General features: G+C 66.9%; 23 protein-coding genes. 3 read left to right on the forward strand and 20 right to left on the reverse strand.

Going from position 1 to position 22,749, the window contains the following annotated elements:
- The first annotated feature begins 116 nt into the window (after window positions 1–116).
- Window positions 117–554, forward strand: a complete 438-nt coding sequence (locus tag FOC67_RS17000; RefSeq protein WP_003107683.1) for an NUDIX hydrolase — start codon at window positions 117–119, stop codon at window positions 552–554.
- An 89-nt stretch (window positions 555–643) separates the two neighbouring features.
- Here FOC67_RS17000 and FOC67_RS17005 read toward each other — a convergent pair whose 3' ends face one another.
- Genes FOC67_RS17005 through zwf form a run of 3 tightly spaced genes read right to left on the reverse strand, consistent with a single transcriptional unit; the run spans window position 644 to window position 3,496 of the window.
- Window positions 644–1,306 carry a bifunctional 4-hydroxy-2-oxoglutarate aldolase/2-dehydro-3-deoxy-phosphogluconate aldolase gene (locus FOC67_RS17005; RefSeq protein WP_003138452.1) on the reverse strand — a complete coding sequence of 221 codons (663 nt, stop codon included), beginning with the start codon at window positions 1,304–1,306 and terminating at the stop codon, window positions 644–646.
- Between the two features lie 17 nt (window positions 1,307–1,323).
- The gene (gene pgl / locus FOC67_RS17010) at window positions 1,324–2,040 is read right to left on the reverse strand and encodes a 6-phosphogluconolactonase (protein WP_003130495.1); all 717 of its coding nucleotides are present in this window, start codon (window positions 2,038–2,040) and stop codon (window positions 1,324–1,326) included.
- Window positions 2,027–3,496 (reverse strand): glucose-6-phosphate dehydrogenase, encoded by a 1,470-nt coding sequence (gene zwf / locus FOC67_RS17015; protein ID WP_003091465.1) that lies wholly within the window; start codon window positions 3,494–3,496, stop codon window positions 2,027–2,029. The genes pgl and zwf overlap by 14 nt, the downstream gene beginning before the upstream one ends.
- 186 nt (window positions 3,497–3,682) lie before the next feature.
- On the opposite strand from zwf, the gene FOC67_RS17020 reads away from it, so the two are divergent.
- Window positions 3,683–4,540 carry a MurR/RpiR family transcriptional regulator gene (locus tag FOC67_RS17020; RefSeq protein ID WP_003091466.1) on the forward strand — a complete coding sequence of 286 codons (858 nt, stop codon included), beginning with the start codon at window positions 3,683–3,685 and terminating at the stop codon, window positions 4,538–4,540.
- A gap of 8 nt (window positions 4,541–4,548) precedes the next feature.
- On the opposite strand, the gene FOC67_RS17025 is transcribed toward FOC67_RS17020, so the two are convergent.
- The 11 genes from FOC67_RS17025 to edd all read right to left on the reverse strand — a co-directional run bounded on the left by FOC67_RS17025 (window position 4,549) and on the right by edd (window position 17,006).
- Complete coding sequence (locus tag FOC67_RS17025; protein ID WP_003112064.1) at window positions 4,549–5,400, reverse strand: D-hexose-6-phosphate mutarotase; 852 nt, start codon at window positions 5,398–5,400, stop codon at window positions 4,549–4,551.
- Between the two features lie 214 nt (window positions 5,401–5,614).
- A complete protein-coding gene (oprB, locus tag FOC67_RS17030) occupies window positions 5,615–6,979 on the reverse strand; it encodes a carbohydrate porin OprB (RefSeq protein ID WP_003116413.1) in 1,365 nt (454 codons plus the stop codon).
- 43 nt (window positions 6,980–7,022) lie between these two features.
- On the reverse strand, window positions 7,023–8,183 hold the full coding sequence (locus tag FOC67_RS17035) for an ABC transporter ATP-binding protein (protein ID WP_009313742.1): 1,161 nt from the start codon (window positions 8,181–8,183) through the stop codon (window positions 7,023–7,025).
- A gap of 32 nt (window positions 8,184–8,215) precedes the next feature.
- On the reverse strand, window positions 8,216–9,061 hold the full coding sequence (locus FOC67_RS17040; RefSeq protein ID WP_003111072.1) for a carbohydrate ABC transporter permease: 846 nt from the start codon (window positions 9,059–9,061) through the stop codon (window positions 8,216–8,218).
- Window positions 9,054–9,986 (reverse strand): carbohydrate ABC transporter permease, encoded by a 933-nt coding sequence (locus FOC67_RS17045; protein ID WP_003091471.1) that lies wholly within the window; start codon window positions 9,984–9,986, stop codon window positions 9,054–9,056. Before FOC67_RS17045 ends, FOC67_RS17040 begins: the two co-directional genes overlap by 8 nt.
- Before the next feature lie 100 nt (window positions 9,987–10,086).
- On the reverse strand, window positions 10,087–11,349 hold the full coding sequence (locus FOC67_RS17050; RefSeq protein WP_003091472.1) for an ABC transporter substrate-binding protein: 1,263 nt from the start codon (window positions 11,347–11,349) through the stop codon (window positions 10,087–10,089).
- 113 nt (window positions 11,350–11,462) lie between these two features.
- A complete protein-coding gene (locus FOC67_RS17055; protein ID WP_305965284.1) occupies window positions 11,463–11,795 on the reverse strand; it encodes an endonuclease domain-containing protein in 333 nt (110 codons plus the stop codon).
- 78 nt (window positions 11,796–11,873) lie between these two features.
- Entirely contained in the window at window positions 11,874–13,295 is a 1,422-nt protein-coding gene (gene gtrS, locus FOC67_RS17060; protein ID WP_003130488.1) for a two-component system sensor histidine kinase GtrS, read from the reverse strand.
- Between the two features lie 23 nt (window positions 13,296–13,318).
- A complete protein-coding gene (gene gltR / locus FOC67_RS17065) occupies window positions 13,319–14,047 on the reverse strand; it encodes a two-component system response regulator GltR (RefSeq protein ID WP_003091475.1) in 729 nt (242 codons plus the stop codon).
- A 34-nt stretch (window positions 14,048–14,081) separates the two neighbouring features.
- Complete coding sequence (locus FOC67_RS17070; protein ID WP_003091477.1) at window positions 14,082–15,077, reverse strand: glucokinase; 996 nt, start codon at window positions 15,075–15,077, stop codon at window positions 14,082–14,084.
- Window positions 15,078–15,179: 102 nt separating this feature from the next.
- The gene (edd, locus tag FOC67_RS17075) at window positions 15,180–17,006 is read right to left on the reverse strand and encodes a phosphogluconate dehydratase (RefSeq protein WP_009313741.1); all 1,827 of its coding nucleotides are present in this window, start codon (window positions 17,004–17,006) and stop codon (window positions 15,180–15,182) included.
- 129 nt (window positions 17,007–17,135) lie between these two features.
- Here edd and gap point away from each other — a divergent pair, with 129 nt between their 5' ends.
- Window positions 17,136–18,140 (forward strand): type I glyceraldehyde-3-phosphate dehydrogenase, encoded by a 1,005-nt coding sequence (gene gap / locus FOC67_RS17080; RefSeq protein ID WP_009313740.1) that lies wholly within the window; start codon window positions 17,136–17,138, stop codon window positions 18,138–18,140.
- A gap of 6 nt (window positions 18,141–18,146) precedes the next feature.
- Here the strand turns inward: gap and FOC67_RS17085 are convergent, their stop codons facing one another.
- The 6 genes from FOC67_RS17085 to FOC67_RS17110 all read right to left on the reverse strand — a co-directional run bounded on the left by FOC67_RS17085 (window position 18,147) and on the right by FOC67_RS17110 (window position 22,627).
- Complete coding sequence (locus FOC67_RS17085) at window positions 18,147–18,329, reverse strand: DUF1289 domain-containing protein (protein ID WP_003091481.1); 183 nt, start codon at window positions 18,327–18,329, stop codon at window positions 18,147–18,149.
- A 114-nt stretch (window positions 18,330–18,443) separates the two neighbouring features.
- Window positions 18,444–18,974, reverse strand: coding sequence for a hypothetical protein (locus FOC67_RS17090; protein ID WP_009313738.1), 531 nt, complete (start codon window positions 18,972–18,974; stop codon window positions 18,444–18,446).
- An 80-nt stretch (window positions 18,975–19,054) separates the two neighbouring features.
- On the reverse strand, window positions 19,055–20,044 hold the full coding sequence (gene scpB / locus FOC67_RS17095; protein WP_009313736.1) for an SMC-Scp complex subunit ScpB: 990 nt from the start codon (window positions 20,042–20,044) through the stop codon (window positions 19,055–19,057).
- 144 nt (window positions 20,045–20,188) lie between these two features.
- The gene (locus FOC67_RS17100; RefSeq protein ID WP_003124353.1) at window positions 20,189–20,941 is read right to left on the reverse strand and encodes a ScpA family protein; all 753 of its coding nucleotides are present in this window, start codon (window positions 20,939–20,941) and stop codon (window positions 20,189–20,191) included.
- Window positions 20,942–21,113: 172 nt separating this feature from the next.
- Complete coding sequence (locus FOC67_RS17105; protein ID WP_003091486.1) at window positions 21,114–21,743, reverse strand: L-threonylcarbamoyladenylate synthase; 630 nt, start codon at window positions 21,741–21,743, stop codon at window positions 21,114–21,116.
- Window positions 21,740–22,627: a PHP domain-containing protein gene (locus tag FOC67_RS17110; RefSeq protein ID WP_003091487.1), complete on the reverse strand. Its 888-nt coding sequence runs from the start codon at window positions 22,625–22,627 to the stop codon at window positions 21,740–21,742. Before FOC67_RS17110 ends, FOC67_RS17105 begins: the two co-directional genes overlap by 4 nt.
- Window positions 22,628–22,749: the final 122 nt, after the last annotated feature.

Genomic DNA, 22,749 nt, shown 5'->3' on the forward strand with positions numbered 1-22,749 from the left:
TCGAAGGGCGCGCATCATACGCGCTTCGTCAGGACAAAGCACCGTCCCCGGGCGGAAACCCGGACAATCCCGCTAGACTAGGCCGGGTTCACCCACCCCGCCACCCGGAGGCCCCGGTGCACGATGTCCCTCCCTTCAGCGGCGCCAAGCTGGCGCTGTTCTATGGCGACCACCTGGTCGTCTACAAACGCGACGAAAAACCCGGCATTCCCTTCCCCGGCTACTGGGACTTTCCCGGCGGCGGCCGCGAGGGCCTGGAGACGCCTGCCGAATGCGCCCTGCGCGAACTCGAGGAAGAGTTCTCCATCCGCCTGGAAGAACCTCGTATCGAATGGCAGCGACAGTATCCGAGCACCAGCGGCAGCGCGCCCTTCGCCTACTTCCTGGTGGCGCGCCTGGAGGACCGCGAGTTCGAGGCCATCCGCTTCGGCGACGAAGGACAATACTGGCGATTGATGGAGGTGGACGCCTACCTCGCGCATGCCATGGCCGTACCCTACCTGCAGAGCCGGCTCGGCGACTATCTGCGGGAACGCCGGCGCATCGGCGAATAACGCGGATGACGTTAGCCGTTCCATGCCCCGGATAATCCGGACGGCATAAAAAAACCCGGCCGAAGCCGGGCATGCCCAGGCGGGCAGTCTCAGTGTCTGCGGTGCTCGGCGAAGCGCTCCAGGGCTTCGCGGCTGAGGCGCTCGACCTGGGCCCAGTCGCCGCGGTCGACCACGGCCTTGGGCAGCATCCAGGTGCCGCCGACGCACATCACGTTGGGTACCGCCAGGTAGTCGGCGAGATTGTTCAGGCTGACGCCTCCGGTGGGGCAGAAGCGGATATCGGGGAATGGTCCCGAGAACGCCTTCAGCGCCGCCGGGCCGCCGCTGACCTCGGCGGGAAACAGCTTGAAGCGGCGGTAGCCATGGCGGTAGGCGAGCATGATCTCGGAAGCGCTGGCCACGCCGGGCAACAGCGGGACTTCGCTGTCCAGGGCGAAGCGCAGCAACTCGTCGGTGCATCCCGGGGTGACCACGAAGCTCGCCCCGGCCTTTTCCGCGGCGGCGAAGGTCTGCGGGTCGAGCACGGTGCCGGCGCCGATGCGCAGGTGCGGGCGCTCCTCGCTGAGGCGACGGATGGCGGTCAGCCCGTGTGCCGTGCGCAGGGTGATCTCCAGGGCGGTCAGGCCGCCGGCGGCGAGGGCATCGGCCATCGGCAGGATGTCCGCCTCGCGGTCGATGGTGATCACCGGGAGGATGCGCGCCTCCCGGCACAGCGTGTCGATGCGGGCGGTCTTCTGTTCAAGGTTGTGCATGGCTACAGCTCCGCCACTCAGGGGTACCAATGGATCGTCAGCGGCGCGCGGAGGAAGGCGCGAACCGGCATCCGCCGTTCGTCCTCGACCGCCAGCGCGGTGTTCAGGGTGGCCAGCTTGGACTGGCCCTGGATCGCCAGCAGCTGCACCTTCGCCGCCGCCAGCACGGCGCGCGGCAGGGTCAGGCGCTGGTGCGGCACGCTCGGCGCCCACATCGGCAGGCAACGGCGCGTGCCCTGGGGATCCATCGCCAGGTCCAGGCCAGGGCTGTTCGGGAACAGCGAGGCGGTATGGCCGTCGTCGCCCATGCCAAGGACCAGCACGTCGATCGGCAACGGCAGCTCGTGCAGGTGGTGGTCGGCCAGCTCGGCCGCTTCCTCCAGGCTCGCCGCCGGCTGGTAGAGGCCGATGAAGCGCGCCTTCGCCGCCTCGCCACGGAGCAGGTGGCGGCGAACCAGGCCGGCGTTGCTATCGGCATGCGACTCCGGCACCCAGCGCTCGTCGGCCAGGCTGAGGGTGATCCGCGACCAGTCCAGCGGCTCCTCGCTCAAGGCTTCGAGGAAGGCCACCGGACTGCGCCCACCGGACACCACCAGCAGCGCCTGGCCCTGCTCGGCCAGCGCCGAGCGCAACCGGCCGGCGACCTCGGCGGCCAGGCCGCGGGCCTGCTCGGCGGCGCTGCCCCAGACCTGCAGGCCGACGCCGGCCGGCAGCTTCAACTCAGAAATCGCCATACCAACTCCTCCCATCGCGGGCCACCAGGGCCACCGAGGCCACCGGCCCCCAACTCCCCGCCGGATACGGCTTGGGCGCTTCGCTCAGGCGTTCCCAGCCAGCGATCAGCTGGTCGCACCACTTCCAGGCGAACTCCACCTCGTCCTTGCGCACGAACAGGTACTGGTTGCCCTGGGTGACCTCCAGCAGCAGACGCTCGTAGGCATCGGGAATCCGCGCCGCGTGGTAGGTCTCGGAAAAACTCAGTTGCAGCGGGCCGGTACGCAATTGCATGCCCTTGCCCAGACCCTGGTCCTTGGTCATCACTTGCAGGGAGATACCTTCGTCCGGCTGCAGGCGGATGATCAGCCGGTTGCTGATCAGCGAACGCTGCTCGGGAGCGAAGATGTAGTGCGGCGGCTCCTTGAAGTGGATGACGATCTGCGACAGCTTCTGCGGCATGCGCTTGCCGGTGCGCAGGTAGAACGGCACGCCCGACCAGCGCCAGTTGCGGATATCCACGCGCAGGGCGACGAAGGTTTCCGCGTCGCTGTCGCGATTCGCATGTTCCTCCTCCAGGTAGCCCGGCACTGCCTTGCCGTCGCTGAAACCGGCGGTGTACTGCCCACGCACCACGCGCGAAGCCAGTTGTTCGGCGGGAATCGGCTCGAGGGCGCGGAGCACCTTGACCTTCTCGTCGCGAATGCTGTCCGCCGAAAGGTCGCTGGGCGGATCCATGGCGATCAGGCAGAGCAGTTGCAGCAGGTGGTTCTGCACCATGTCGCGCAGTTGCCCGGCCTGGTCGAAGTAGCCCCAGCGGCCTTCGATGCCGACCTTCTCGGCCACGGTGATCTCCACGTGGGAGATGTGGTTCTGGTTCCACTGGGTCTCGAAGAGGCTGTTGGCGAAGCGCAGGGCGATCAGGTTCTGCACCGTCTCCTTGCCCAGGTAATGGTCGATCCGGTAGATGCGGCTTTCCGGGAAGAACCGGGCGACTGCCTCGTTGACCTCGCGGGACGACTCCAGGTCATGACCGATGGGCTTCTCCAGCACCACCCGGGTGCGCTCGGCGAGACCGGCGGCGGCGAGGTTCTCGCAGATGCCGCCGAACACCGAGGCCGGCGTGGCGAAGTAGGCGACCAGCGGCAGTTCGTCGTCCACCGCCTCGCGCAAGCCGACATAGGCCTGCGGGTCGAGGAAGTCCATGCTCAGGTAGTCGAGGCGTTCGCGGAAACGCTGCCAGACCGCGTCGTCCCACTCCTTCGCCGGCACCGCCAGGCGCAGGCGCTGCTCCAGCGTCGCCAGGTGTTCGGCGGGAGCGCCTTCGTCACGGGCCAGGGCCAGGACGCGGGTATCGCGGTGCAGCAGGTTCTCGCGATCGAGTTGGTAGAGCGCCGGGAACAGCTTGCGCAAGGCGAGATCGCCCAGCGCACCGAACAGCGCTAACGTGCAAGGCAGAACGCGGACATCAGGCATTTGTTGTTACCAACCAAATATTGAGTGATATTGAGCCATCCACTGCGCAATTAAGACAAATATGTAGTAATTAAACAACATATTTTTCCCAGCCCGCCACGCTGTTGGTCGCATGCCGGCCTGACGTTAGGATAGGCGCCGCCGCCGGCCCTTCCCCGCCGGGCCGACAGAACACGAGGAACCCGGATGAAAAACCTGCTGGAGCAGATCCAGAGCCGCCTGGACGAACTGAACAAGGCGGAGCGCAAAGTCGCCGAGGTCATCCTGCAGAACCCGCAGCAGGCCACCCGCTTCAGCATCGCCGCCCTGGCCCAGGCGGCAGCGGTCAGCGAACCGACGGTGAACCGCTTCTGTCGCTCCTTCGGCATGAGCGGCTATCCGGAACTGAAGATCCAGCTGGCCCAGAGCCTGGCTAGCGGCGCTGCCTTCGTGACCCAGGCGGTAGCCGAGGACGACGGGCCGGAAGCCTATACACGGAAGATCTTCAGCAACACCATCGCCTCCCTCGACAGCGCCCACAAGCTGCTCGACCCACGCGTCATCGACCGCGCCGTGGACCTGTTGATCCAGGCCCGGCAGATCCACTTCTTCGGTCTCGGCGCCTCGGCCTCGGTAGCGCTCGACGCGCAGCACAAGTTCTTCCGCTTCAACCTGGCGGTGAGCGCCCAGGCCGACGTGCTGATGCAACGGATGATCGCCTCGGTGGCGCATACCGGCGACCTGTTCGTGGTGATTTCCTATACCGGACGCACCCGCGAGCTGGTGGAGGTGGCGCACCTTGCGCGGGAGAACGGCGCCTCGGTGCTCGGCCTGACCGCCGCCGGCTCGCCGCTGGCCAGGGCCAGCACCCTGTGCCTGGACATCCCGTTGCCGGAAGACACCGACATCTACATGCCGATGACTTCGCGGATCGTCCAGCTCACCGTGCTCGACGTACTGGCCACCGGAGTGACCCTGCGCCGCGGCGTGGACTTCCAGCCGCACCTGCGGCGGATCAAGGAAAGCCTGGTGCCGACCCGCTATCCCCTCGACGAGGACAACTGACCGCCTGCCTATTGCAGGCCGGCGGCGAGACTCAGGCGCATGCGTTCGCCGGGCGCCAGGATCAGCCCACCCGGGCGGTAGCCAGCGGCGCCGATACAGAGGAAGCGTTCCGCTTCGCCCGGCTCGACCTGCTCCACCGGGCGGCTGCCGGGGTGCCAGATCACGCTGCCGGCGCTGACGTTCTTGTCGATCCGCAAGCGGCGGTTCCAGCCGCCGTCCTCCAGCACCAGCGATCCGGGATGGTAGAGCACCTGCTTGACCGCGCCGCGCGGTATCCAGGTTCCCGGAATCCGCGAAGCGCCGCGCTGGCCGCGAGCCGACTCCAGCTCCATGCCGTGCACCACCACCCGGCTCAGCGCGCCGACCCGCCAGTAGGGCTGCAGGGCGAAGCTGAACAGGCAATCGTCGTCTTCCTCATGGTAGCTGCACAGCTCCAGCTCCAGGCGCTGGCCAAGGCGCGCATCGAGGCGCACGTGCCAGTCCTCCAGGTCCAGTTGCCAGCTCACCACCACCTTGCTTTCGTCGGCGTAGGCATCCAGCAGGCGCCATTCGCGTTGCCGCGCCCAGCCCTGCTGCGGCCATTCGCTGCCGTTCGGATGGCTGCCGAACCACGGCCAGCAGACCGGGATGCCGCCGCGCACCGGCGCACTGCTGAGGGCCGGCCATTCGCTGGCGCACCACAGCAACGGGCGTTCGCCCTGCGGCTGGAAATGCAGGAGCTGCGCCCCTTGCCGACTGAATACGGCCTGGCACAGCGGATGGTCGATCAACAGCAGATCGCGACGTTGGAAGCGTACCCAGTCGAACGGTCGCTTGGCCCGCATGGAATGAAAGAAACGCTGCAGCGGATGCTCAAGCATGTCCGATTGTCCTACCCTCTCCCCTTCCCGGAAAGCCCGGGCGTGCATCCGTGTAGTTTTACTACATTTCGCACGCAAGCCCCAAATGATCGGCACAGGAAAAGCGTAGTCGGTTTGTAACAGGCAGCCGGGAAGAGCGGTCGCCGGAAAAAAACGGCCCGCCCGAAACGCTCGGGCGGGCCCAGGCACAACACCGGAGCAGGCAACGCGACGGTCAGAACACCGTCTGGATCTTGATCCCCGCCACCAGCGCGTTGTCGACCTCGTCGACCCCGCCCGGCTGCTTGATGTATTGCAGGTTCGGCCGCACCGTCAGCCAGTCGGTCACATGCACCCCGTAGTACAGCTCGGCGTTGTACTCGGTGTCCTGCAGCGGCTGGTACAGCGGGTTGTCGTAATCGTCGATGCCGTTCACCTGGTTCACCAGGCGCTGGCGCTTCTTCACATCGTCGTTGACGTGGATGCGCGCGATGCCCAGGCCGATGTCGTCCTTCGGCCGCGCATCGAACGGACCCTTGTAGACCACCCCGAGCTGCTGGTAGTTGTCCACCACGTTGGTCGCCTTGTCGTGGACCGTCAGGTTGGCGAACAGGCTCAACCCGCGCGAAGCATCGCCGTTGTGCGAAGTGACCTGCTGCTGCGCCACCACCCACCAGCCATGCTTGCTGCCGCGCGACTTGAAGTCGTTGCCGGTCAGCCCCTGCGGCTGGCCGTCGACGTCGTCGTAGACGTCATCGGCCTTCGCCGTGCTGTAGTAGTAGCCCAGCCGGTACTCGCCCGGCAGTTGCTCGGCGCCGACCTTCGGCTGCCAGATCAGCTCCACCGGCAGCAGCGCGCCCTTGGTCCCGCTGCCGCTCATCTTGAAGCCGTTGCCGGTCTCCAGGTTCGACGGGTTCTGCTCGTAGGCGCCGACCTGCACGTACCAGTCCGGCGCGAAGTTGTACTTCACCCGCAACGCCCACTGGCTGACCGGCCAGTTGTACCAGATGCTCCCCGCCCAGTTGCCCACCTGCGAGCCGCAGAAGGCCAGGTTCTGGAAATCGCAGGGGAAGCTGTTGAAGTCCTCGCCCTCGCCGAAACGGCCGAATTTCACGTCCAGCGCGCCGTCGAAGTACTGCTGCTTGAGCCACAGCTGGGTCAGCCGCCAGGTCTGCCCGCGGCCCCAGACCTCCTGCACCGAGCTGATGTGCCCGGCACGCGGGTCGCCGATGCGGTCGTTGGAAAGGTTCTTGCCGTTGCGCTCGGTGACGGTGAACTGGAACTCGGTAGCCTTCCAGCCGAGGATCTTCTCCAGGTCCATGTGCACGCCCAGGGCGAACTGGTCGGTGTAGCGTCCGGTCTTGTCGTCGTCATAGCCGCCATCGAGGTTGGCCGCCGCCTCGCCGACGTACTCCAGCTTGAAGTCGTAGCCCTTCTCCAGCAGCTCGGTGCGCTTGCCGCCCCAATCGCCGAGCATCCATTTCGAGTTCGGGGAGAACGCCTCGGCGGCGTGCGCCGCGCTCCCCAAGCCCAGCGCTCCAAGGGCAAACAGGCAGCCAACGGTCCTGGCGGCCGGTCTGGTTTTCTTGTTCTTGTACATTTCCAGCGTCCTCGTGGTTGTGGTCTAGGCAGTACGAAAGGATTCAGGAGTTCTTCTGGCGATTGCCGTTCAAGGCGGTGACCTTCTCCGCCGCCACGCCCGCCGTGCGCACGGCCACGCGCTCGCCGCTCTGCGCGTCGAACAGCAGGACCCGCGCGGGATCGAAGCGCAGGCTCATGCCGCTGCCCACGGCCGGCGCGACGTCCGGCGCCAGGCGGCAACAGACCTTGACCTGGTTGACGGTGACGAAGACCAGGGTGTCCGGCCCGGTCGGTTCGAGCACCTCGACCTCGGTACGCAGGTCATGGGCAGCGCTGCCATCGCCCAGGGCGATCTGCTCCGGTCGTACGCCGAGGATCAGCTCGCGCCCCTCCTCCAGGCCGGGCTCCAGGCTCAGCGGCAGTTCGATACGGTCCTGGCCGCTATCGAGCAGGCCGGTCCAGCGTCCGTCCCGGCGCTGCAGGCGCAACGGAATGAAATTCATCGGCGGCGAACCGATGAAGCTGGCGACGAACAGGTTGGCCGGGTCGTTGTAGATCTGCTGCGGCGTGCCGAACTGCTGGATGACGCCGTCCTTCATCACCGCCACCTTGTCGCCGAGGGTCATGGCCTCGATCTGGTCGTGGGTGACATACACGGTCGTGGTCTTCAGCCGCTGGTGCATCAGCTTCAGCTCGGTGCGCATTTCCACCCGCAGCTTGGCATCGAGGTTGGACAGCGGCTCGTCGAACAGGTAGACCTTGGGCCGCCGCGCCAGCGCCCGGCCCATGGCCACCCGCTGCTGCTGGCCGCCGGAGAGCTGCGACGGCTTGCGTTCGAGCAGGTGCTCGATCTGCAACAGCCTGGCCACCCGCGCCACCTCCTCGTCGATGGCGGCCTGGGGCATCTTGCGGATCTTCAGGCCGAAGGCGATGTTCTCGCGCACGCTCATGGTCGGGTACAGGGCGTAGGACTGGAAGACCATGGCGATGTCGCGGTCCTTGGGGCTCATGCCGCTGATGTCCTGGCCGTCCACCAGGATCGCACCGCCGGTGATGCTCTCCAGCCCGGCGATGCAGTTCATCAGGGTCGACTTGCCGCAACCCGAGGGCCCGACGAGGATCAGGAATTCGCCGGAGTCGATCTTCAGCCGGATGTCCCTGAGGGTATCGGCCAGGCCGCTGCCGTAGCTCTTGTGCAGGTTGCGCAGTTCGAGGGTTGCCATGTTTCGTTCGTCTCCGGGGTCAGCGACCCGTCTCAGCCTTTCACGGCGCCGGCGGTGAGGCCGCGCACGAAGTACTTGCCGGCCAGTACGTAGACCACCAGCGTGGGCAGCGCGGCGATCATCGCCGCGGCCATGTCGACGTTGTATTCCTTGACCCCGGTGGTGATGTTCACCAGGTTGTTCAGGGCCACGGTGATCGGTTGCGAATCGCCGCTGGCGAACACCACGCCGAACAGGAAGTCGTTCCAGATCTGGGTGAACTGCCAGATCAGGCAGACCATCACGATGGGCGTGGACATCGGCAGCAGGATGCGCAGGAAGATGGTGAAGAAACCGGCGCCGTCCAGGCGCGCGGCCTTGACCAGGGCATCCGGGATCGCCACGAAATAGTTGCGGAAGAACAGCGTGGTGAAGGCCAGGCCGTAGATCACGTGGACCAGCACCAGGCCACTGGTGGTATTGGCCAGGCCGAGCTTGCCGAGGGTGAAGGACATCGGCAGGAGGATCACCTGGAACGGCAGGAAGCAGCCGAACAACAGCGCGCCGAAGAACAGCTGGGAACCGCGGAAGCGCCACATCGACAGCACGTAGCCGTTCAACGCGCCGATGAAGGTGGAGATCAGCACGCCGGGCACGGTGATCAGCACCGAGTTCCAGAAGAACGCGCCGACGCTGTCCCAGGCCTTGAGCCAGCCGATGACGGTGAAGGTGTCGGGCAGCGACAGCAGGTTGCCGGTGCGGATGTCGTCCGGCGTCTTGAAGCTGGTCAGCAGCATCACCAGCAGCGGCACCAGGTAAAGCGCGCAGGCGCCCCAGAGGGTCAGATGCACGGCCAGGCGGCTGACGCTGAAGGTCGGGTTCAGGGACGCGTCACGCATGGCGCTTGCCTCGCAGTTCGGAATACAGGTAAGGCACCACGATCGCCAGCACCGCGCCGAGCATCAGCATCGCGCTCGCCGCGCCGAGCCCCATCTGGCCACGGGTGAAGGTATGCGCATACATGAACATCGCCGGCAGGTCGGAGGAATAACCCGGCCCGCCGGCGGTCATCGCCGCTACCAGGTCGAAGCTCTTGATCGCGATATGGGCGAGGATCATCAGCGCGCTGAAAAACACCGGGCGCAGGCTCGGCAGGACGATGCGCAGGTAGATGGTCGGCAGGCTCGCACCGTCGACCTGGGCGGCGCGCACGATGGCCGGGTCGACCCCGCGCAGGCCGGCGAGGAACAGCGCCATGACGAAGCCGGAGGCCTGCCACACGGCGGCGATCACCAGGCAGTAGACGACCCGCTCCGGGTCCACCAGCCAGTCGAAGCGGAAACCTTCCCAGCCCCAGTCGCGGAGCAGCTTGTCCAGGCCCAGGCCTGGATTGAGCAGCCACTTCCAGGCGGTGCCGGTGACGATCATCGACAACGCCATGGGATACAGGTAGAGGGTGCGGATGAAGCCTTCGCGGCGGATACGCTGGTCCAGCAGCACCGCGAGGAACACCCCGAGCACCAGGCAGATGGCGATGAACGAGCCGCCGAAGAGCAGCAGGTTCTTGCTCGCCACCCACCAGCGGTCGTTGTCCCACAGGCGCTGGTACTGGCTCAGCCCGGCCCACTTGTAGCTGGGCATGAAGCGCGAGTTGGTGAAGGACAGCAGCAGCGTCCAGCCGATGTAGCCATACATGCAGAACAGCACCACGACCACGCTTGGCGCCAGCACCAGCTTCGGCAGCCAGCCTTGCAGGCGATCGAGCGGCGAGACGCGACGAGGCGCTACCGGAGCCGTGGGATAGACAGGGGAATTGGTCGCCATGCGTTTTCTCGCGTGCGAAGGAACCCACCCGTGCCGCACGGCGGCACGGAACCAGTCGGGAGGATCGAGCGGAGCCCAGGCCGGGCTCCGCGCCAGGGACTTACTGCGCCGCCGCCTCGATGGCGGCCGCCAGTTGCTGGGCGGCCTTCTGCGGGTCCGCGGCGGGGTCGTTGAAGAAGTTGGTCACCACGTCGAAGATCGCCCCCTGCACGTAGCTGGAAGCGGCCATGCTGTGGGCCATGCTCGGCACCAGGTTGCCGTCCTGGGAAGCCTGCTTGAAGTCCTTCATCGACTGCTGGGCGCAACTGTCGAACGGCGCCATGTCGGCGTCCAGGCGAACCGGGATGGAGCCCTTGTTGAGGTTGAAGTCCTTCTGGAAGGACGGATCGAGCACGCTGCGCGCCAGGTCTTCCTGGGCCTTGCGGTTCTCTGCGTTGCTCAGCTTGAACATCACCAGCGAGTCGATGTTGTAGTCGAAGGCCTTCTGCGTGCCGGGGAACGGCAGGCACTGGTAGTCCTTGCCCGGCACCTTGCCGGCGGCGGTGAACTCGCTCTTCGCCCAGTCGCCCATGATCTGCATCCCGGCCTTGCCGTTGATCACCATCGCCGTGGCGGCGCTCCATTCGCGACCGGCGGCGTCGGCATCGACGTAGCCGCGGAGCTTCTTCAGCGCGGCGAACACCTCGACCATCTGCGCTCCGGTGAGGGTCGCCTTGTCCTGTTCGACGAAGGCCTTGCGATAGCCTTCCGGGCCCATCTTGCTCAGCACCAGGTTCTCGAACACGGTGCCGTCCTGCCACGGTTGGCTGCCATGGGCCAGCGGCGTGAAACCGGCGGCCTTGAGCTTGTCGGCGGCGACGAACAGTTCGTCGAGGGTGGTCGGCGGGGTGGCGCCGGCCTTCTTGAACACTTCCGGGTTGATGTAGAGCCAGTTGACCCGGTGTACGTTGATCGGCACAGCTACGTAGTCGCCGTCGTACTTCATGATCTGCGCCACCTGCTTCGGCAGCAGGCTGTCCCACTTGCCTTCGGCGGCCACCGCGTTGAGGTCGGCGAGCAGACCCAGTTCGCCCCACTCCTGGATATCCGGCCCCTTGATCTGCGCCGCGGCCGGCGGATTGCCGGACACCGCGCGGGTCTTCAGCACGGTCATCGCCGCCTCGCCGCCACCGCCGGCCACGGCGAAGTCCTTCCAGGTGTGGCCCTTGGCTTCGACCAGCTTCTTCAGGGTTTCGGCGGCGCGCTTCTCGCCGGCGGAGGTCCACCAGTGCAGCACTTCGACTTCGCCGGCCTGGGCCAACAGCGGGGAGAGACAGAGGGAGGAAAGACAGATGACGGCAGAGAGGCGACGGATCGCATTCATGAGGAAAACCTTCTTCTTGTTATTCGGAGCAAGTCTGCGCTTGCAATGCTTCGAGTCTATTCAAGCGTTCCGCGTCGCGGGTAACGAAGCGATCCGGGTTTGTCACGGAGTGGTTACATTGGGATTGAGGCAGAGCAGGAAAATCTGGACTTGAACTCGGCAAGGCGGTTTCGCGACAGAAACCTCCTACAACACGAGAATGACCTCCAGCAGCACCTCCCTGCGCGGCAGCACCTTGTCGTTCCAGAACCGCAGTACCCTGGACCCCGGCTCTCCAGCCAGGCATCGGCCGGCGAACCCACATGCTGCCCGCCATCCAGTTCGACCACCAGCATCCGCTCATGACAGACGAAATCGACGATGTACGGCCCGAGTATCTTCTGCCGACGAAACTTCAGCCCGAGCAATCGATGCCCGCGCAAACACTGCCATAGCGCCCGCTCCACCTCTGTCTGCGGCTGCCGCAGAACGCGGGAGAACCTCGTGCCTACCTGCCTCGTTCAAGGGCCCGCCAAGCCAGCCCATCACTCCAGCCCCAGGCGCGGCAAGCGCAGGCTGACCCGCAGGCCGCCCTCGCGACGGTTCTGCAAACTGACTTCGCCGCCATGGGTGTGCGCGATGTTGCGCGCGATGCCCAGGCCCAGCCCGTAGCCCTGCCCTCGCGGAGACAGGCGGAAGCGCGGCTCGAAGATCTGTTCCAGGCGCTGCTCGGGCACGCCGGGGCCGTCGTCGTCGACGTGCAGCACCACCGCTTCCGGCCCGTCCTCCAGGCTCAGGCGGGCGCGTTCGCCGTATTTCAGCGCATTGTCCAGCAGGTTGCCGATACAGCGCTTGAGCGCCAGGGGCTTGCCCGGATAAGGCTCCGCGGCGCGACCGACGACCTCCACCCGGCCATCGGCCAGGTAGGGCTCGGCGATGTGCTGGAGCAACAGGTTGAGGTCGACCGGCTCGACGTTCTCGTGGATATCGGTGTCCTTCACGCACTGCAGCGCGCCCTTCACCAGCAGTTCCAGCTCGTCCAGGTCGCGCCCGAACTTCTCCTGCAAGCGCTCGTCCTCGAGGAGTTCTACCCGCAGGCGCAGGCGGGTGATCGGCGTGCGCAGGTCGTGGGAGATGGCGCTGAACAACTGCCCGCGCTCGTTCAGGTAGCGGTCGATGCGCTCGTGCATGGTGTTGAAGGCGCGCGCCACCTCCACCAGTTCGCTGGCGCCGCGCTCCTCCAGCGCTGCCGACGGACTGCCCAGGGCCAGGTCGCGGGCGGCGCGCGCCAGGCGCTTGAGCGGACGGCTCTGCCAATGCATCAGCAAGCCGGTGAAAAGCAGCAGCAACAGGCTGGTGAAAACGATCGAGAGCACCTGCTGCGGTTGCAGTCCCTCGGGTTCCAGGCTGACGTACGGCGCCGGCATCAGGCTGGCGATGTACAGCCACTCGCTGTCGCCGATGCGGATCTGGGTCACCAGCACCGGCGGGTTCACCGGCTCCAGAGTCAGCGCGTAGTGCGCCCAGGAACGCGGCAGCTCGTCGAGTTTCAGCGCGCCGTTGAACAGGCGCAGCTCGTCGGGACTGACGAATTCGACCTGCAGCTCGACCTCCTTGCCCAGGCGTTGATGCAACACGTCCTGGACGATCTCCAGCACCGCCTGCTTGTTCGGCGTGTCCGGCAGGGCACGCATCTCCAGCGGCCGGTCGTTCAGCGAGACGAAGAAGCGCGTACCGCCCATGCTGCGCAACTGGTCGAGCACCAGCGGACGGTAGCCGAGCGGCAGGGAACGGAAGTAGCTGACGCTGGCCGCCATCGAGTAGGCCAGGCTGCGCGAGCTGGTGAGCAGGCCCTCGCGCTGGCTGGAGCGCAGGTGCGACAGCCAGAACAGGCTGGAAAGCCCTTGCGCGACCAGCACCGCGAGCAGGGTCAGGAGCAGCATGCGCCCGAGCAGCGAGCGCGGCACCGGCGACCAGCGCCGCCGTTCGCTCATGGCTGCAGGTGCGGCCGCACCTGCGCCGCCAGCAGGTAGCCACTGCCGCGCACGGTCTGGATCAGCCGCGGCGCCTTGCCGGTGTCGCGCAGGCGCTGGCGCAGGCGGCTGACCGCCATGTCGACGATGCGCTCCAGCGGCAGCACCTCGCGGCCGCGGGTGGCGTTGGCGATGGTGTCGCGGTCGAGGATCTGCTGCGGATGGTCGAGGAACAGCTTGAGCAGGGCGAAATCCGCGCCGCTGAGGAAGAACTCCTCGCCGTCCTCGTGGAACAGCCGGTGGCTGACCGTGTCCAGCCGCCAGTCCTCGAAGGCCAGTACGTCGCCACCGCGCACCTGGGTGAACTGCGCGCGGCGCAGCAGGGCCTTGATCCGCGCCAGCAGCTCGCGCGGGCTGAACGGCTTGCCCAGATAGTCGTCGGCACCCAGTTCCAGGCCGATCACCCGGTCGGCCTCGTCGGAACTGGCGGTGAGCATGATGATCGGCATGCAGGCCAGGCGCTGGTGGGAGCGAATCCAGCGACAGAGGCTGAAGCCGTCCTCGTCCGGCAGCATCACGTCGAGGATCGCCAGGCTCGCCTCCTCCTCGCACAGCGCCTGGCGGAAGTCGGCGCCCCGCGAGACGCTGCGGACCTGGAAGCCGGCGCGGCTCAGGTAGGTCTCCAGCAATTCGCGGATCTCCTGGTCATCGTCCACCAGCAGGATCGATCGTCCGTTCGCGCTCACGAGGCTCCTCCTTATGCGGTTGCTCGACGCCGACTCAGCCCTCGGCGTCCAGGGCCTGCTGCAGGGCGACGCCGGCGCCGAGCAGGCCCGGATGTTCGGCGGTCATGACCCACACCGGTACGTCCTGCAGGTAAGCGCCGCTGGTCTTGCCACGCCTGGCGAAGGCCTCGGCGAAGCCGCTGGCGATGAAACGCTCGAGGAAACGCGGGACGATGCCGCCGGTAATGTAGACGCCACCGAGCGCGCCGACGGTGAGCACCGCGTTGCCGGCGACCCGCGCCAGCCACAGGAAGAAGTGCTCCAGCACGGCGTCCGCCTGGGCGTCGCCGGCCATGGCCAGGGCACCGACTTCCGCCGCACTGCTCGCGCGTACGGCAACCCCGTCCAGGGCACAGCTGATTTCATAGAGGGCGAGCAGGCCGTTGCCGGACAGTGCGCGCTCGGCGGAGACGTGTCCGTAGCGCGCCTGCAGGCCCTGCCAGAGCGCGAAGTCGCGCGGCGAAGTGACCGGCAGGTCGACATGCCCGCCCTCGCAGGGCAGCACTTCCCAACGTCCCCCGCCCAGCGGCAGCAGGCTGCCGACGCCAAGGCCGGTGCCGGGACCGATGATCAGCCGGGCGCGATCCGCCTGGGCGCTGCCGGCCCGGACCTGCACCAGCTCGTCCGCGCCCAGCCGCGAGGCGGCCCAGGCCATGGTGCTGAAGTCGTTGACCAGCAGCAGGTGATCCAGCCCCAGCTCCTCGCGGAACGCGGCGCGATTGATCACCCAGTGGTTGTTGGTGAAACGGAAATCCGCCGCCCCAACCGGACCGGCGCAGGCCAGGCAGACCGAGTCGATGTTCGCCACCGATTCGCCGATCCGCGCCAGGTAGTCGCGCACGGCCAGTTCAGGCCGTGGGTAGTCGGCGCAGGCGAGCACCTCGATGGATTCCAGGCGCTGCCCGCGCCAGAGCGCGAAACGCGCATTGGTGCCGCCGATATCGCCGACCAGGCCGAGGCCGCCGGCGCTTCTCTTGTTGTCGTTATTCATCGTCGTTGAACCGCAATGCCCCGCGCCAGGGCGGGACGGTCGGCAGATGTTGCCGGAGAGACAGCCGCCAGCCAAGCGCCGGCGGACATCGACCTATCAGAATCAGCGCCAGCCGTTGAGGCTCTCGGTAAAGCTGCAGGCGCCCTCTTCCGCGCTGCTCATGGCGTTGCGCATGAAGGCGAACAGCTCGCGGCCGCAACCGAGATTGCCGTCCTGCGGCGCCGGCTCCAGGCTGCGCGCCTGCCATTCGGCGTCGTCGACCAGCACCCGCAACTCGCCGTTCACCCCATCCACCCGTACCCGGTCGCCGTCGCGCAGGCGCGCCAGGGGACCGCCGGCGATGGCTTCCGGACTCACATGGATGGCCGCGGGCACCTTGCCCGACGCCCCGGACATGCGCCCGTCGGTGACCAGCGCCACCTTGAAGCCACGATCCTGCAGGACCCCGAGGAACGGCGTGAGCTTGTGCAGCTCCGGCATGCCGTTCGCCCGCGGGCCCTGGAAACGCACCACGGCGACCAGGTCGCGCTCCAGCTCGCCGGCCTTGAAGGCCGCGGCCAGGCTGGCCTGGTCGTGGAAGATCCGTACCGGCGCCTCGACCACCTGGTGTTCCGGCGCCACCGCCGAGACCTTCATCACGCCGCGACCGAGGTTGCCCTCCATCAGGCGCAAGCCGCCTTCGGCGGAGAACGGCTTGTCCAGCGGACGCAGGATGGCTTCGTCGAGACTCCGTTCTGGCCCTTCGCGCCAGACCAGCCGGCCATCCTCGAGGAACGGCTCGCGGGTGTAGCGGCGCAGGCCGGGGCCGGCGACGGTCTGTACGTCCTCGTGAAGCAGCCCGCCGTCGAGCAGTTGGCGGATCAGGAAGGACATGCCGCCGGCCGCCTGGAAGTGGTTGATGTCGGCCTGGCCGTTCGGATAGATGCGCGCCAGGGTCGGCACCACATGGGACAGCTCGGACATGTCCTGCCAGGTCAACTGGATGCCCGCCGCCTGGGCGATCGCCAGCAGGTGCAGGGTGTGGTTGGTCGAGCCGCCGGTGGCGAGCAGCGCCACCACCGAGTTGACGATGGCCTTCTCGTCGACGATCTCCGCCATCGGCAGGTAGTTGCCGTTCTCGGGGGTCAGCCGGCTGGCCTGGCGTGCCGCTTCGCGGGTGAGTTCGTCGCGCAGCGGGGTGTTCGGGTTGACGAAGGAGGCACCGGGCAAGTGCAGGCCCATCACCTCCACCAGCAACTGGTTGGTATTGGCGGTGCCATAGAAGGTGCAGGTGCCGGGTGCATGGTAGGAGGCCATTTCCGAGGCCAGCAGCTCTTCGCGAGTGGCCTTGCCCTCGGCGAACAGTTGGCGCACCGCGGCCTTTTCCTTGTTGGAGATGCCGGTCGGCATCGGCCCGGCCGGGACGAACACGGTGGGCAGGTGGCCGAAGCGCAGCGAGCCGATCAGCAGGCCCGGCACGATCTTGTCGCAGACGCCCAGGCACAGCGCCGCATCGAACATGTTGTGAGACAGCGCGATGGCGGTGGACATGGCGATCACGTCGCGGCTGGCCAGCGACAGTTCCATGCCCGGCTCGCCCTGGGTCACCCCGTCGCACATGGCCGGCACGCCGCCGGCGAACTGGCCGACCGAACCGATCTCGTGCAGCGCCTGCTTTATAAGCCCCGGAAAGCGCTCGAACGGCTGGTGCGCCGAGAGCATGTCGTTGTAGGCGGAAACGATGGCCACGTTGGCCTGGTTCATCAGCCGCAGGGTCTGCTTGTCGCTTTCGCCACAGGCCGCGACCCCGTGGGCGAGGTTGCCGCACGGCAGGGTGCCGCGGTGCGGCCCCTTGCTGGCCGCCGCCCGGACCATCTCTAGGTAGCGCTGGCGAGTGGCCGCGCTACGGGCCTGGATGCGGCGGGTGACTTCGAGCACACGAGGGTGCATGGCAGATTCTCCTACAGACTATCAATTGTTGTTTTTACAACATAATCATCGGTTGAAGGATGTTTACTTTTCTTTCTGGACGAAATGTAATGGTTTTTACCACAACAATAGAAAAGAGACGACCTCATTATGACTATCCGCCTGGCCATCAACGGCTTCGGTCGCATCGGCCGAAACGTTCTTCGCGCCCTGTATACCGGCCACTACCGCGAACAGTTGCAGGTAGTGGCGATCAATGACCTCGGCAACGCCGCGGTCAACGCCCATCTGTTCCAGTACGACAGCGTCCATGGACGCTTTCCCGGCGAGGTCGAGCACGATGCCGAGAGCCTGCGGGTGATGGGCGACCGCATCGCCGTCAGCGCCATCCGCAACCCGGCGGAACTGCCCTGGAAGAGCCTCGGCGTGGACATCGTGCTCGAGTGCACGGGGCTCTTCACCAGCCGCGACAAAGCCGCCGCCCACCTGCAGGCCGGCGCCGGCAAGGTGCTGATCTCGGCGCCCGGCAAGGACGTCGACGCCACCGTGGTCTACGGCGTCAACCACGAGGTGCTGCGCGCCTCCCATCGGATCGTCTCGAACGCCTCCTGCACCACCAACTGCCTGGCACCGGTGGCCCAGGTGCTGCATCGCGAGCTGGGCATCGAGCACGGCCTGATGACCACCATCCATGCCTACACCAACGACCAGAACCTCTCCGACGTGTACCACCCGGACCTGTACCGCGCACGTTCGGCGACCCAGTCGATGATCCCCACCAAGACCGGCGCCGCCGAGGCGGTCGGCCAGGTCCTGCCGGAACTCGCCGGCAAGCTTACCGGGCTGGCGGTGCGGGTGCCGGTGATCAACGTGTCGCTGGTCGATCTCACCGTGCAGGTGGCCCGGGATACCAGCGTAGACGAGGTCAACCGCCTGCTGCGCGAGGCCAGCGAGGGCTCTCCGGTGCTCGGCTACAACACCCAGCCGCTGGTGTCGGTGGATTTCAATCACGACCCGCGCTCGTCGATCTTCGACGCCAACCACACCAAGGTCAGCGGCCGGCTGGTCAAGGCGATGGCCTGGTACGACAACGAATGGGGCTTCTCCAACCGCATGCTGGACAGCGCCCTGGCGTTGGCCGCCGCCCGCGACTGACGCGCCTCAGCGGAACTTGCGCCGACCGCGCGCCTGCAACGCCAGCAGGCGCAGGTCGGCCTCGGCGAGGATCAGTCGCTGCTCGGCCTTGTCCGCGCGCTTCCAGGCGCGGATTTCCTGGCGCGTACGCCCGCAGCCACGGCACACGTCGGCATCGAACTCACAGATATTGATGCAAGGACTTTTCAAGCGTTCCCCCTTTTTCGGCGCGGACCGCAACCGGTCCTCGCCCGTCACTTCACGACAGGCGGCGGGCCGGCGTCCAGGAGGGAATGACTATCGGGCCGATCGAGCGGCCCGCGGTCACTCGGCCTCGGCGTCGCGCAGACTGTCGTAGGCAGGCGCGGCATAGATGCCGGCCTCGACGCAGAGCGCCATGACCCGCGGCAGGTCCTGGGTATAGACCAGCACCGCCTGCAGCTCGTCGTCCAGCGGCTCGCTGAAATCCACCAGCACGTAGCCGCCCTTTTCCGGATACATGCTGCTCAGTTGCACCTGGATACGGTTGAGGGCGACCAGCGGCTCGGTCTTGAGCAACTGCTTCGGCTTGATGTTGAACGCCACGTCCTTGCCGAAGGAGGCGACGATCCGGGCGAACAGCTCGGCATAGGTATCGGCCTGGAACAGCACGATATCCGGCAGGCTACCGACCACCACCCACTCGCCGAGCGGGATCGGGAAGCTGTCGTCGTAGTTGATGTCCGGGTTGGCGGCGAGGAACCCTGCCGGATCGGCGTAGGCCTGGGCCGCCTCGTCGGCGATCCGCCGGATCTCCTCGGCGCCCATGCAGCCGGTGCTGATGAGGGTGATCAGTTCGTTCAGGGTCTCTTTCATGGGGAGTTCCAGGGTCGATGAAACGGAGCGGGCCGGCCTCGCCGGCGCGGCCGGATGAATTCTACAGGGTGGAACGACGGTCAGCGGCGCGGCCAGTCGTCGTCGGCGTCCAGTGCCTCGCGCTCCTCGCGCATGGCCTCCGCCAGGGCGCGCTCTTCGTCATCGGGATCGGCGCCCGCGACAGCCTCCGCGACGGCAGGCTCGACGGCTTGCTCCGCGACCACGGGAATCGCTGGTTCGGCGGACTCGTCGCCCTGCTCCGAGGGCTCCGGAGGGTCGAGCAGGTCGTCGAAGTCGGTCTTCAGGCCCTGCTCCATCTCGTCCAGTTCCAGCAGCAGGCTGCGGAAGCTGGTTTCCTCGCGCGGTTTCTCCGGCTCGCCGGCCTCGCCCTCGATCTCCTCGAGGCTTTCCCCGGCCTCGGCGATGGCGCGATCGGCCAGGGCCTGGATCGAGGCGGGAATCGCATCCTCGTCGAGATCGTCGCGCGGCGGCTGCGCCGCGGGCGCCACTTCGACCGGCGGTTCCGGCTCGGGCTCCATCTCGCGCAGCGCCGACAGCGGCGGCAGCTCGTCGAGGCTCTTCAGGTTGAAATAATCGAGGAACGCCTTGGTGGTCGCCAGCATCGCCGGGCGCCCCGGCACCTCGCGGTAGCCAACGATGCGGATCCACTCCCGCTCCATCAGCGTCTTGACGATCTGGGTGTTCACCGCCACGCCGCGGATCTCCTCGATCTCGCCACGGGTGATCGGCTGGCGGTAGGCGATCAGCACCAGGGTTTCCAGGAGCGCGCGCGAATAGCGCTGTGGACGCTCCTCCCAGAGGCGGCCGACCCACGGCGAGAAACGCTCGCGAATCTGCAGGCGATACCCGGACGCGACTTCCTTCAGCTCGAAGGAACGCCCCGCGCAGGACAGCGCGAGGATCGCCAGGGCGTCGCGGAACTGCCCCGGTTCCGGCCGCTCGGCCTCGTCGAACAGCTCGGCCAGGCGCTCCAGCGACAGCGGCTTGCCGGCCGCAAGGAGGATGCCTTCGAGCAGGGTGGCGAGTTCGTGGGGATCGGACAGGTTCATCGTCGCAACGGATACCGGAGCCAGGAAGAGGGAAAGATAGCGGAATCGGGCATGCAGCTTAACAGGCCACGGCAGGGAGCGAAGCCGGAAGCTCGGAAAAGCTGACAGTCCGCAAGGGGACGAACGGCCAGCGGCGCGGCGCGATCACTCGAAATCGTCTTCCAGGGCTTCCTCCAGGGTTTCGCCTTCCTCCGCTTCGCGGGCTATCCGCAGGCGCACATGGATGGCGCCGAAAGCCTCGTTCTGCACCAGTTCCACCATCTGCTCCTTGACCAGTTCGAGGATCGCCATGAAGGTGACCACCACGCCGAGCTTGCCCTCCTCCAGGGTGAACAACTGGATGAACGGCACGAAGGCGCCGCCTTTCAGGCGCTCCAGCACTTCGCTCATGCGTTCGCGGGTGGACAGTACCTCGCGGGTCACCTGGTGGCTCTCGAACAGGTCGGCGCGGCGCAGCATCTCGCCCATCACCAGCATCAGCTCCTGCAGCGCCAGCTCCGGCAGCAGCTTGCGCGCCCGCGCCTCGGGAGCAGCCACCGCCGGCACCAGCACGTCGCGGCCGACCCGGGGCAGTTCGTCGAGGTCTTCGGCGGCCTTCTTGAACCGTTCGTACTCCTGCAGGCGGCGGATCAGCTCGGCCCGTGGATCTTCCTCTTCCTCCTCGGCTTCCGCCGAGCGCGGCAGCAACATGCGCGACTTGATCTCCGCCAGCATCGCCGCCATCACCAGGTACTCGGCGGCCAGCTCCAGGCGCACCGCCTTCATCAGCTCGACATAGCCCATGTACTGGCGGGTGATTTCCGCCACCGGGATATCCAGGATGTCGATGTTCTGCTTGCGGATCAGATACAGCAGCAGGTCGAGCGGGCCCTCGAAGGCCTCGAGGAAGACCTCCAGCGCGTCCGGCGGGATATAGAGGTCCTGCGGCAGCTCGGTGACCGCCTCGCCGTAGACCAGCGCCAGTTGCAGCGGCACCCGCTCGGCGGCGGGTTCGGCTGGAGGGGTGTCGGCGTTGGCCGGGTTATCGTCCTGCATCGGTAGGCTCGTGGTGGGCGGATTCGGGCGGCGCTCAGGCCGGCTGCATGAACGGCGCCGGATCGCCGCAACCCACGCGGATCACTTCGGGATCGGTGTCGGTCAGGCTGATCACGGTGGAGGCCTCGCCGCCGCCATAGCCCCCGTCCACGATCAGGTCGACCTGGTGTTCCAGTACCTGGCGCATTTCATAGGGATCGTTCAGTGGCTCGCCGCTGCCGGGCATGATCAGGCTCACGCTCATCAGCGGTTCGCCTAGCTCCTCCAGCAGCGCCCGGGCGATCGGACAGTTCGGCACGCGCAGGCCGATGGTGCGGCGCTTGGGGTGCAGGAGCATGCGCGGCACCTCGCGGGTGGCGCTGAGGATGAAGGTGTAGGGACCGGGGGTGTGCGCCTTGAGCAGGCGGAACAGGCCGGTGTCGACCTTGGCATAGACCCCCAGCTCGGAAAGGTCGCGGCAGACCAGGGTGAAGTTGTGCTTGTCGTCCAGTTGGCGGATGCGGCGGATGCGATCCACCGCGGTCTTTTCGCCGATGCGGCAGCCCAGGGCATAGGACGAGTCGGTGGGATAGACGATCACCCCACCCTGGCGGACGATTTCCACCGCCTGCTTGACCAGCCGCGGCTGGGGATTTTCCGGATGGATCTGGAAGAACTGGCTCATTCGGCCCCCTTGGCTTCGGAATGACGTTCGGTATCGCGAAAATGCCTGGCGAAACGCGGCCACATGGCCGGAAGGTCCTCTGGAACCGCACGGTACATGCCCAGTTCGGACCAGTCGCCCGGCGCGTGGAAATCGCTGCCGGCGGTGACCATCAGGCCGAACTCGCGGGCCAGGATCGACAGGGTACCGACCTGTTCGGCCGGCTGCACCCCATTGACCACCTCGATGGCGTGTCCGCCGGCCTGGAGAAAGTCGGCGACCAGGCGCCGGCGCTTGGTCCGGGTGAAATCATAATGGTACGGGTGCGCCAGGCTGATCCAGGCGCGCGCCTCGCGCAGGCAGCCGACCACTTCCTCCAGGGTCGGCCAGTGCTGCTTGACGTCTCCCAGCTTGCCGGCCCCCAGCCACTTGCGGAACGCGTCGGCGCGATCCTTGACCCAGCCGCCCTGGACCAGGAACTCGGCGAAATGCGGCCGCGCCGGCGCGTTGCCGCTGTCGCCCAGGGCCCGCTGGATCGCCCGCGCGCCCTCCAGCGCCCCGGGCATACCCTTGGCCGCAAGCCGCCGGTCGATTTCCTCGGCGCGCGCCCAGCGGCCGCGGTGCAGGGCTTCGGTGGCCTGGCGCAGGGGAGCGGCGTCGAGGTCGAAACCGTAGCCCAGCACATGGATGGTGGCGCCACCCCAGGTGCAGGACAGCTCGACGCCGTTGACCAGTTCGATACCGAGTCGAGCGGCCGCCTGGTGGGCTTCCGGCAGGCCTTCCAGGGTGTCGTGGTCGGTCAGCGCCAGCAGCCCGACGCCTTTCTCGTGGGCCCGCTGCACCAGGGCGGCGGGCGCGAGAACGCCATCGGAGGCGGTACTGTGGCAATGCAGATCGACACGCATGGCTGAATCCTGATTCCAGTGAAGAATGGTGATGAAGCAACGCCGATTCGCTGCCTCGCGGTATCGAGACGTACCGTTCATGGGTCCGGGGAGCCTGCTCCACCTGGCGAATGCGCCTGCGG

Origin of the sequence: Pseudomonas sp. FDAARGOS_761, from assembly GCF_013343155.1 — a bacterium.
Lineage (GTDB): Bacteria > Pseudomonadota > Gammaproteobacteria > Pseudomonadales > Pseudomonadaceae > Pseudomonas > Pseudomonas aeruginosa.

Coding starts and splice junctions, on each gene's coding strand:
- FOC67_RS17005 (WP_003138452.1), bottom strand. CDS start 1,306: ATGCACAACCTTGAACAGAAGACCGCCCGCATCGACACGCTGTGCCGG.
- pgl (WP_003130495.1), bottom strand. CDS start 2,040: ATGGCGATTTCTGAGTTGAAGCTGCCGGCCGGCGTCGGCCTGCAGGTC.
- zwf (WP_003091465.1), bottom strand. CDS start 3,496: ATGCCTGATGTCCGCGTTCTGCCTTGCACGTTAGCGCTGTTCGGTGCG.
- FOC67_RS17020 (WP_003091466.1), top strand. CDS start 3,683: ATGAAAAACCTGCTGGAGCAGATCCAGAGCCGCCTGGACGAACTGAAC.
- FOC67_RS17025 (WP_003112064.1), bottom strand. CDS start 5,400: ATGCTTGAGCATCCGCTGCAGCGTTTCTTTCATTCCATGCGGGCCAAG.
- oprB (WP_003116413.1), bottom strand. CDS start 6,979: ATGTACAAGAACAAGAAAACCAGACCGGCCGCCAGGACCGTTGGCTGC.
- FOC67_RS17035 (WP_009313742.1), bottom strand. CDS start 8,183: ATGGCAACCCTCGAACTGCGCAACCTGCACAAGAGCTACGGCAGCGGC.
- FOC67_RS17040 (WP_003111072.1), bottom strand. CDS start 9,061: ATGCGTGACGCGTCCCTGAACCCGACCTTCAGCGTCAGCCGCCTGGCC.
- FOC67_RS17045 (WP_003091471.1), bottom strand. CDS start 9,986: ATGGCGACCAATTCCCCTGTCTATCCCACGGCTCCGGTAGCGCCTCGT.
- FOC67_RS17050 (WP_003091472.1), bottom strand. CDS start 11,349: ATGAATGCGATCCGTCGCCTCTCTGCCGTCATCTGTCTTTCCTCCCTC.
- FOC67_RS17070 (WP_003091477.1), bottom strand. CDS start 15,077: ATGAATAACGACAACAAGAGAAGCGCCGGCGGCCTCGGCCTGGTCGGC.
- edd (WP_009313741.1), bottom strand. CDS start 17,006: ATGCACCCTCGTGTGCTCGAAGTCACCCGCCGCATCCAGGCCCGTAGC.
- gap (WP_009313740.1), top strand. CDS start 17,136: ATGACTATCCGCCTGGCCATCAACGGCTTCGGTCGCATCGGCCGAAAC.
- FOC67_RS17090 (WP_009313738.1), bottom strand. CDS start 18,974: ATGAAAGAGACCCTGAACGAACTGATCACCCTCATCAGCACCGGCTGC.
- scpB (WP_009313736.1), bottom strand. CDS start 20,044: ATGAACCTGTCCGATCCCCACGAACTCGCCACCCTGCTCGAAGGCATC.
- FOC67_RS17105 (WP_003091486.1), bottom strand. CDS start 21,743: ATGAGCCAGTTCTTCCAGATCCATCCGGAAAATCCCCAGCCGCGGCTG.
- FOC67_RS17110 (WP_003091487.1), bottom strand. CDS start 22,627: ATGCGTGTCGATCTGCATTGCCACAGTACCGCCTCCGATGGCGTTCTC.